Source organism: Mesorhizobium sp. M7A.F.Ca.US.014.04.1.1 (genome assembly GCF_003998745.1).
Taxonomy (GTDB): domain Bacteria; phylum Pseudomonadota; class Alphaproteobacteria; order Rhizobiales; family Rhizobiaceae; genus Mesorhizobium; species Mesorhizobium ciceri.
The window spans coordinates 1-7771 of record NZ_RZRW01000269.1 but is presented as its reverse complement, the minus strand read 5'-3'; the positions used below and the strand labels follow the sequence as shown (position 1 = coordinate 7771).

Here is a 7771-nt window from a genome sequence, read left to right as displayed (position 1 = left end):
ATATTCTTCATGCACCCATGGCTGGGCTGGTTGGCGCTTTGCGGCGGGATCGTGCTGTTTGCTTTGGCGCTGCTCAACGAATACCTCACACGCAAGCCGTTGACCGAGGCCGCAAGCGCACAGTCGCGGGCCTATGTGCAAGCCGAGGCGGCGATCCGCAACGCCGAGGTCGTCCAGGCGATGGGCATGTTGAAGCCATTGCTGGAAGGCTGGAAGGCCCAACAGGACGAGGCCAACAAGGGACAGGTTCTTGCCGCCAACCGTGGCGGCGTCATCGCGGCTATCGCGCGTTGTCACCGGCTGGCCCTGCAAATGGCCATACTCGGCCTCGGCGCCTATCTGGTTCTTCGCAACGAGGCTTCACCCGGCATCATGATCTCCGCCTCGATCCTGATGGGTCGCGCCTTGTCACCGGTCGAGCAAGCGATCGGCACATGGAAGGCGACGGTGGGAGCGCGTGCCGCTTACAAACGCCTCACCGCGGTCGCCGGACAGCACCGGGAAGCCACACCGGTCCTGCCACTGCCCCGTCCGAAAGGCAGGTTTGAGGCCGACAACCTTGTGCTTGCCCGACAGGGTGGCGAGCACATCCTGAAAGGCATCAGCTTCCGTCTCGAGCCGGGTGAAGCGATGGCCCTGATCGGTCCGAGCGGGGCCGGCAAGACGAGCCTGGCGCGCATACTTGCCGGTGCCTGGCGCCCGTCGGGGGGGCGTGCCTTGCTGGACGGAACGGATGTTGCCCAATGGGCGGCGGAAGACCGTGGCCGTTATGTCGGCTATTTGCCGCAGGACATCGAACTCTTCGCCGGCACCGTATCCGACAACATCGCCCGCTTTGCGACGGTCAATCCGGCGGTCTTCCAGCACGTGATCAAGGCAGCGCAGTTGGCCGGCGTCCACGAACTCATCAAGGGGCTGCCGAAGGCCTACGGCACCGAGATCGGCGAGGCGGGTGCGATACTGTCGGGCGGGCAGCGCCAACGCATCGGGCTGGCGCGGGCACTCTACGGCGACCCCACGCTGCTTATCCTCGACGAACCCAATTCCAACCTCGACAGGGAGGGCGAGGAGGCATTGATTGCCGCTCTCGGCGTGGCCAAGGCGACGAACACAACCGTTATCCTGATCGCGCACCGCGCCAACATCTTGGAGAAGGTAGACAAGATACTGGTCCTCAACAGGGGTCAGCAAGATCTCTTCGGGCCGCGCGACCATGTCTTCAACGAACTCGCCAGCCGCGTCAGCAAGGTGGCCCATCTGCCCAAGGCTGCCCAGTTGCCTGCCCTCGAAGTGGTCAAGGAAACCAAAGAGGTCAAGGAAGCATGAGCCGCCCCCCGGAATTGAACGTCGTGCCGCTGCCCCTTCCGCCGCCCTCCCTGCTGCAACCGATGCCGCTGCGTCTCACAGGCGTGACCTGCACCGGGTTCGCGATCATGTTCCTGTTCTTCGGCGTCGCGGGAGGTTGGGCGGCCCTGGCACCGTTGGACAGCGCCGCTGTGGCGCCGGGCGTTATCAAGGTCGCCGGCGACCGCAAGCTGATCCAGCACCTCGAGGGCGGCATCATCGCGGAGTTGAACGCAGCCAACGGTGATGTCGTCAAGGCCGGCAAGATCCTCGTCCGGCTCGACGACACGCAGGCAAAGGCGCAGCTCGACCTGATCCAGAACCGGATAGCAACGCGTGAGGCGCTGGCCGCGCGTCTCAGGGCCGAGCGTGACGGCAGGGCCGAGATCGAGTTCGATCCGGCGTTGCTCGCCAACCCCGCCACCGCCGCAAAGGACGCGGTGTCCGCACAGCGCGACGTGTTCGCGGCGAAACACCACAATCTGGCGGACGAGCAGGAAATCCTCAGCCAGCGCCGCCACCAGACCGAGGAGGAGATAAAGGGACTGGAAGAGCTTATCGTCACCAAGGACAAACAGATCGAGGCGATCGAGGGTGAAACCAAAGACCTCGAGAGTCTGCTCAAGAAGGGGCTGACCACCCGCGAGCGGAACCTGTTGCTCAGACGACAGCAGCAGGAGATCGAGGGCGAGCGCGCCACCAATATCGCCGCAATCGCCCGCGCCAGAAGCGCCATGGCCGAGATCGACATGCAGATCCTGAACCTCGATACGGTGCGGCTCAACGAGTCCGTCGATGAGTTGAGCAAGGTCGAGGCGGAACTGTTCGACCTGAGACAGGAGGAGCGTGCCGCCAGGGACGTGCTTACCCGTACCGATGTCGTCGCACCGGTTGACGGCATCGTCATGGATCTGAAGGTCCACACCGCGGGCGGTGTCGTGAAACCCGGCGATACATTGATGACGATCGTACCGCTCGGACAACAACTCGTGGTCGAAGCCATGGTCAAACCGGAGGATGTCGAGACGATCGCACCCGGACAGCCCGCGCGTGTCAGCTTCCCGGCCTTCGCCCGCTACAACCTGCCGCCGCTCGAGGGTGTCGTGGAGATCGTGTCGGCTGACCGCATGGTTGAGGAGCGCAGCGGCGCACCGTATTTCGCCGCGACGGTTGTGATCGACAAAAGCGAACTCGGCAAGCTGGAGGGCCGCAAGCTGCTGCCCGGCATGTCGAGCGAGACGATGATCCGGACGGGGGCTCGCACCGTTCTCTCTTATCTCGCCGAGCCGATCACGCAGAACTTCCGCCGGGCCATGCGGGAAAAATAGCCGTACGCCGCCCAGCGAAATTCAAGACAGCAGCATTCGCCCGGCCGTGATCGCCAGGAAGAATGCAAAGGCAAGTTTCAGGTAGCGCGGGTTGAGCGCGTGGGCGAGCCTTGCGCCCAAGGGTGCGAACAGGAAGCTCACGGGCGCTATGATGGCAACCGCCGGCAGGCTGACGTAACCCAGGCTGAGCGGAGGCCTGCCTGCAATTGCGAGACCCGACCAGATGAAGCCGGCCACTGCCGGAAGCGCAATAAGCAGGCCAAGCGCCGACGATGTGCCGACGGCCCGGTGCACAGGAAAGGAAAAGCTGGAAAGCGTCGGCACCGAGAGCGTGCCGCCACCGATTCCCATGAGCGAAGAGACAAAGCCGATGACAGAGGCGATCGCGCGGTTGATCCAGCCGCTTTGCGGCAGGTGATCGGAGATCACGAAGTGCTTCGGCAACGCCATGTTGAGGGCCACCAGCAGGCCGACGACGCCGAAAACCAGCCGCAAGCCGGCGCCCGGGATGAACTTCGACGTGATGCCACCGATCAGGGCACTCACGAAAACGGCCGGTCCCCACAGAGTGAGCAGAGGCCGATCGACATTGCCGCGCCTGTTGTGCGACCGCATTGACGAGATCGAGGTGGGGATGATGACCGCAAGCGACGTCGCGACAGCCAGATGGCTGATCACAGCAGGCGAAAAGTGGAACAGGCTAAGCACCCAGAACAGCACCGGGACGATGACGATGCCGCCGCCGACCCCCAGCAGACCGGCGAGCACGCCGGAGGCCATTCCGGTCATGGCCAGACCGGCGACCAGCATTGCAATCGTCAGCCCGTCGAAAACCGACGTGTCGAATCCGAAGTCCACTGTGATTTTTCCTTGATTGGCCGACTGCGGCCTTGCGGATACATTTTTGGCCGCGCCTGTCCGCCCGTCGCGACCTGGGTGCAGATCGCCCGAAAGCGTACAGGGGTTTGGGGTGCGGAATGCTTTAGTGGCGCACCATCCCGGCGTCGACATTGAGCGTCTGGCCGGTGATCCAGCGCGCATCGTCGGAGGCCAGGAACGAGACCACATCGGCGATATGTTCCGGCTGCCCCTTGCCTTTCATCGCCTGAAGCATCTCGACGAAGCCGAACGCCTCATTGTGCGGGCTCGCCTTGACGCCGTCGCTCTCGACCAGGCCGGGCGTCACCGCATTGGCGGTGATGTTGTATTTGCCGAGTTCGGTGGCGAGCGCCCTGGTGAAGCCTATGACGCCACCCTTGGCTGCGACATAGGCCGCCATGTTCGGCGTGCCGGCAAAGAAGGTGTTGGATGCGATGCTGATCACCCGCCCAGCTTTGCCTGCCGCACGCATCTGGTCCGTGCCGGCGCGGCTGACGATGAAGGTGCCTGTCAAATTGACGTCGATGATCTTGCGCCAATGGTCGAGATCGACATCGTCCCAGGCGACGAACGGCACGATGCTGGCATTGTTGACCAGGATGTCGATGCCCCCGGTCAGGGTCTGGATTTCGGCGAAGAGTGCCTTGACGGAGGCCGGATCGGAAATGTCGGCGGCAATCGCCCTCGCCCTTCCGCCTATTGCCGCGGCCGCCGCCTTGGCGCCTTTGGCATTGATGTCGCTGACGATGACGATTGCCCCGTCGGCGGCGAGCCGCGCGGCGATCGCCTTGCCGATACCCTGCGCAGCGCCCGTAACCAGGGCCGTCTTCCCCGCAAGCCGTTCAGTCATGAAAATGCTCCCTCAATCCGTGGTGATATCTGTTCAGGCGTCGGCGTCGATCACGGCCAGCGCCGCGTCGATACCCCTGCCGATCGCCAGTTTCTGGCCGGCCGCGTTCATGGCGCCGCCAAGTGCCGTCAGCGCCGCGATCGCATAGATCGGCTGGGCGGTCGGACCCATATGGCCGATGCGCGTCAGCTTGCCCAAGGTCTCGCCGCGGCCAGACGAAAACACCACCCCGTAACGGGCGCGGGCAGCCTGGCGAAGCGCCTTCTCGTCGACACCTTCGGGCGTGCGGACAGCGGTCGTGGTCGGCGACGCGATGCTGTCGCTGGCCGCCCAGATCGACAGGCCCATCGCAGCAATGCCCGCGCGCATGGCCTTGGCGGTGAGCGCGTGGCGCGCCCATACCGCCTCCGGCCCCTCATTGAGATAGAGGTCGAGCGCGACATCGAGCCCGTTGATCTCCGAGACCGACGGCGTGAACGGAAACGGCTTATCCCGCGACCACGCATGCTCCCAATCGACGATGCTCAGCATCGACGCGCGGGGGGCTGCCTCGTTGCTCTTCATCTTGGCCCAGGCCCGCTCGCTGACGCCCATCATCGTCAGGCCGGGAGGCGCGCCCAGGCATTTGTTCGGGCCGGTGACATAGATATCGGCCTTGCAGTCCTCCGGGTGCGTCTGCATGCCGCCAAAGGACGAGACGGCGTCGACGATGAGATAGCCGCCATGCGCTGAGACCAGCGCGCCGATGGCGTCGATCGGATTGATGGTGCCGGACGGCGTGTCGTGGTGGCAGACGGAAACGACGGTGATCTCCGGGTGCGCCTTCAGCATTGCCTCGACCGCCTGCGGATCTATCGCCTCGTTGTAGGGCACCTCGATCTCGAGCAGATGTGGCGAATAGCGCTTCGCCCAATAGCCGAACCCCTTGCCGTAAACGCCGGAGGCAAGGTTGAGCACGACATCGTCCGGCGTGATCAGCGAGGCCGCGGCGGCCTCCAGGCCAAGCACCGGCTCGCCATGCAGGATGACCGGCTTGTTCGACAGCCGCATCGCCTTTTGCGCCTTGTCGACCACACCCTCATAGAAAAGCTGGAACGCCGGGTCGTAGTCGTAGAGCACCGTGCGGCCGAGACCGCGCAGCACTTCGGCATAGGCGTTCACCGGTCCCGCGGTCAGGGTGATGACCGGATCGGCGTGTTCGAGATAGCGCATCGTCTTGTCTCCGGATTGGCGGCGGTCAGCCGTAGAATTGCGTGCCGGTCTTGTAGGTCTTGAAGTTGTCCATGTCGTGCGAGTACATCAGCTCGGCGCCATGGTCTTCGGCGAGTTTCTTCACCTTGCGCATCGAATTGACGCCCGCCACCGGATCGATGTGGAAGGCCGCCTGGCACAGCGTCTCGAGGCTCTTCTGCGTATAGGCCGCATCGATCGTGAACATGATCGGCTTGCGCTTGGGGAACTCGACCAGCAGGCTGTAATGGCCGATCGAATGGCCGGGCGTCGAGATCAGCCGGACGCCCCTGGCAAGCTCGACGTCGCCATCAATGCCTTCAAAGGTCGAATTCGCCCGTGTCGTTCCCGCAAGCAATTGCCCGGTCGCGCCACGCGCTTCGGCAGCCTCCGCCGAAAAACTCAGATCGGAATAGCCGAGATGCTCGAAAGGTTCGGGATTGCAGGCCTGCGGCACCTCGGTCCGGTGGCAGATCTTCTTGGCGTGCGGAAAATACTTGTTGCCGCCGCAATGATCGAAGTGGAAATGCGAATTGACGACGACGTCGATGTCCTTCGGTTCGAGGCCGAGCAGCGCCAGGGCGCCTGGGATGGTCTGGTGCTTTTCCTGGATCGGCTTTTCGAACGGCAGCACCTTCATCACGTGATCGTAGTCGTAGCCGGTGTCGATGAGGAACCGGCCCTCGGCATGTTCGATCAGGATCGAATAGACCGGGAAGCGCACTTCGCCGCCAGGGCCGCGGTTCCAGAACACATGATATCCGTCGAGAACGAGCGAGCCGCCGTCGAGCAGGTAGACCTTGGTATCCGACATTCTTGCCTCCTTTATTGGCGCGGGTCCCGTCCGCGCATGAATTGTCCTCAGCGCGCGCCGCGCTCATATGGAATGCCGAGCGCCGCCGGCAGGCTGGCGCGCCGGCCGAACAGCACCAGCATGATCATCACCGCCAGGAACGGCAGCATCTGGATGATGTCGGTCGGTATGTTGATGCCGGCCACTTGCATGGCCGTCGTCAGCGACAGGCAGACACCGAACAGCAACGCGCCGAACAGCACCCAGATCGGGCGACCGCGCGCCAGCATGGCCAGCACGATGCCGAGAAAGCCCGCGCCATTGGTGATGAACGGAATGAACAGGCCGGCCCCGACATTGGCGAGATACGCGCCCCCGAGCCCGGCCAGCGCTCCGGTCGTCAGCACGGCGATGGTGCGGGTCCGCACGACATCGATGCCGGCGACATCGAGCGCGGCCGGCTTGTCGCCTGCCGCCTGCAAATTGAGGCCCAACTGCGTGCGCCGGTAGATGTAGCCCATGCCGAAAACCAGCGCGACCGCCAGATAGACGATCAGATGATGCTTGAAGAATGCAGGCCCGATGACCGGAAGGTCCGAAAGCAGCGGAATGACAGTCGCATCCGCCGCCGGCAGGCGCGGATAGCTGCGCGAGAACTGGAAATGGTGGAGCAGCGCCGTCAGGCCTTCCAGCCCCAAGGTCAGCGCGATGCCGATGACGATCTGGTTGAGCCCGATGCGCACGCAAAGCAGCGCCATGACAAGCGCCACCGCAGCACCCCCGGCGGCGCCGGTGAGAAAGCCCAGCCACAGCGACCCGGAATAGAAAGCGCCGACAAAGCCGAGATAGGCGCCGGCCAGCATCATGCCTTCGATGCCGATATTGAGCACGCCAGCCTTCTCGGAGATCTGCTCGCCGAGCCCGGCAAGCAGCAGCGGGATCGCTGCGGTGACGGCGCCGAACAGCAGCGCGCTGAGAAAGACCTCGCTGAAGAGCCCGGTCATGCCCTAGGCCCTCCGCGACTGGTTGTATCGGTGATCGAAATATTCGGCGAGCGCGAGCACGATCAGCACGATGGAAACCAGCACCAGCGTGAAATGATTGGGCACGCCGAGCCGGCGCGCCGCGCTCTCGCCGCCGATCGAAAGCACCGAAAGCAGGAACACGAAGCCGATGGCCGCAAAGCCGTTCATACGGGCGAGAAACACGGCGGGTATCACGGCAAGCCCGTAGGCGGGATTCCAGTCGGCGCGGACATTGCCCTGGACGCCGATGATGTCGACGGCGCCGGCAAGCCCGGCCAGCCCGGCCGAAATGGCGAAGACGGCGACGGTCAGGCCGGGAACG

General features: G+C 64.0%; 7 protein-coding genes and 1 pseudogene. 2 read left to right on the top strand and 6 right to left on the bottom strand.

All coding sequences use genetic code 11. From position 1 onward, the window contains the following. A partial coding sequence (locus EOA22_RS18390; protein WP_127390126.1) for a type I secretion system permease/ATPase occupies positions 1 to 1326 on the top strand: 1326 nt, incomplete at its 5' end. Beyond that, entirely contained in the window at positions 1323 to 2672 is a 1350-nt protein-coding gene (locus EOA22_RS18385) for an HlyD family type I secretion periplasmic adaptor subunit (protein WP_013529875.1), read from the top strand. The genes EOA22_RS18390 and EOA22_RS18385, both read left to right, overlap by 4 nt. A gap of 21 nt (positions 2673 to 2693) precedes the next feature. Here the strand turns inward: EOA22_RS18385 and EOA22_RS18380 are convergent, their stop codons facing one another. From EOA22_RS18380 to EOA22_RS18355, 6 genes and pseudogenes are all read right to left on the bottom strand, one after another. Next, positions 2694 to 3530, bottom strand: a complete 837-nt coding sequence (locus tag EOA22_RS18380) for a sulfite exporter TauE/SafE family protein (protein ID WP_082826541.1) — start codon at positions 3528 to 3530, stop codon at positions 2694 to 2696. A gap of 124 nt (positions 3531 to 3654) precedes the next feature. Next, on the bottom strand, positions 3655 to 4401 hold the full coding sequence (locus EOA22_RS18375) for an SDR family NAD(P)-dependent oxidoreductase (protein WP_063168889.1): 747 nt from the start codon (positions 4399 to 4401) through the stop codon (positions 3655 to 3657). 33 nt (positions 4402 to 4434) lie between these two features. Continuing rightward, positions 4435 to 5613, bottom strand: a complete 1179-nt coding sequence (locus EOA22_RS18370; RefSeq protein ID WP_063168890.1) for an alanine--glyoxylate aminotransferase family protein — start codon at positions 5611 to 5613, stop codon at positions 4435 to 4437. A gap of 25 nt (positions 5614 to 5638) precedes the next feature. After that, positions 5639 to 6445 (bottom strand): 4-pyridoxolactonase, encoded by an 807-nt coding sequence (locus EOA22_RS18365; protein ID WP_013529871.1) that lies wholly within the window; start codon positions 6443 to 6445, stop codon positions 5639 to 5641. Positions 6446 to 6492: 47 nt separating this feature from the next. Next, entirely contained in the window at positions 6493 to 7428 is a 936-nt protein-coding gene (locus tag EOA22_RS18360) for an ABC transporter permease (protein WP_024505120.1), read from the bottom strand. 3 nt (positions 7429 to 7431) lie between these two features. Beyond that, positions 7432 to 7771, bottom strand: a pseudogene (locus tag EOA22_RS18355) (ABC transporter permease); the annotation flags it as partial.

What these genes read in the sequence shown, in the direction of transcription:
- EOA22_RS18360 (WP_024505120.1), bottom strand. Translation starts at nt 7,428, where the DNA reads ATGACCGGGCTCTTCAGCGAGGTCTTTCTCAGCGCGCTGCTGTTCGGC.
- EOA22_RS18385 (WP_013529875.1), top strand. Translation starts at nt 1,323, where the DNA reads ATGAGCCGCCCCCCGGAATTGAACGTCGTGCCGCTGCCCCTTCCGCCG.
- EOA22_RS18365 (WP_013529871.1), bottom strand. Translation starts at nt 6,445, where the DNA reads ATGTCGGATACCAAGGTCTACCTGCTCGACGGCGGCTCGCTCGTTCTC.
- EOA22_RS18370 (WP_063168890.1), bottom strand. Translation starts at nt 5,613, where the DNA reads ATGCGCTATCTCGAACACGCCGATCCGGTCATCACCCTGACCGCGGGA.
- EOA22_RS18375 (WP_063168889.1), bottom strand. Translation starts at nt 4,401, where the DNA reads ATGACTGAACGGCTTGCGGGGAAGACGGCCCTGGTTACGGGCGCTGCG.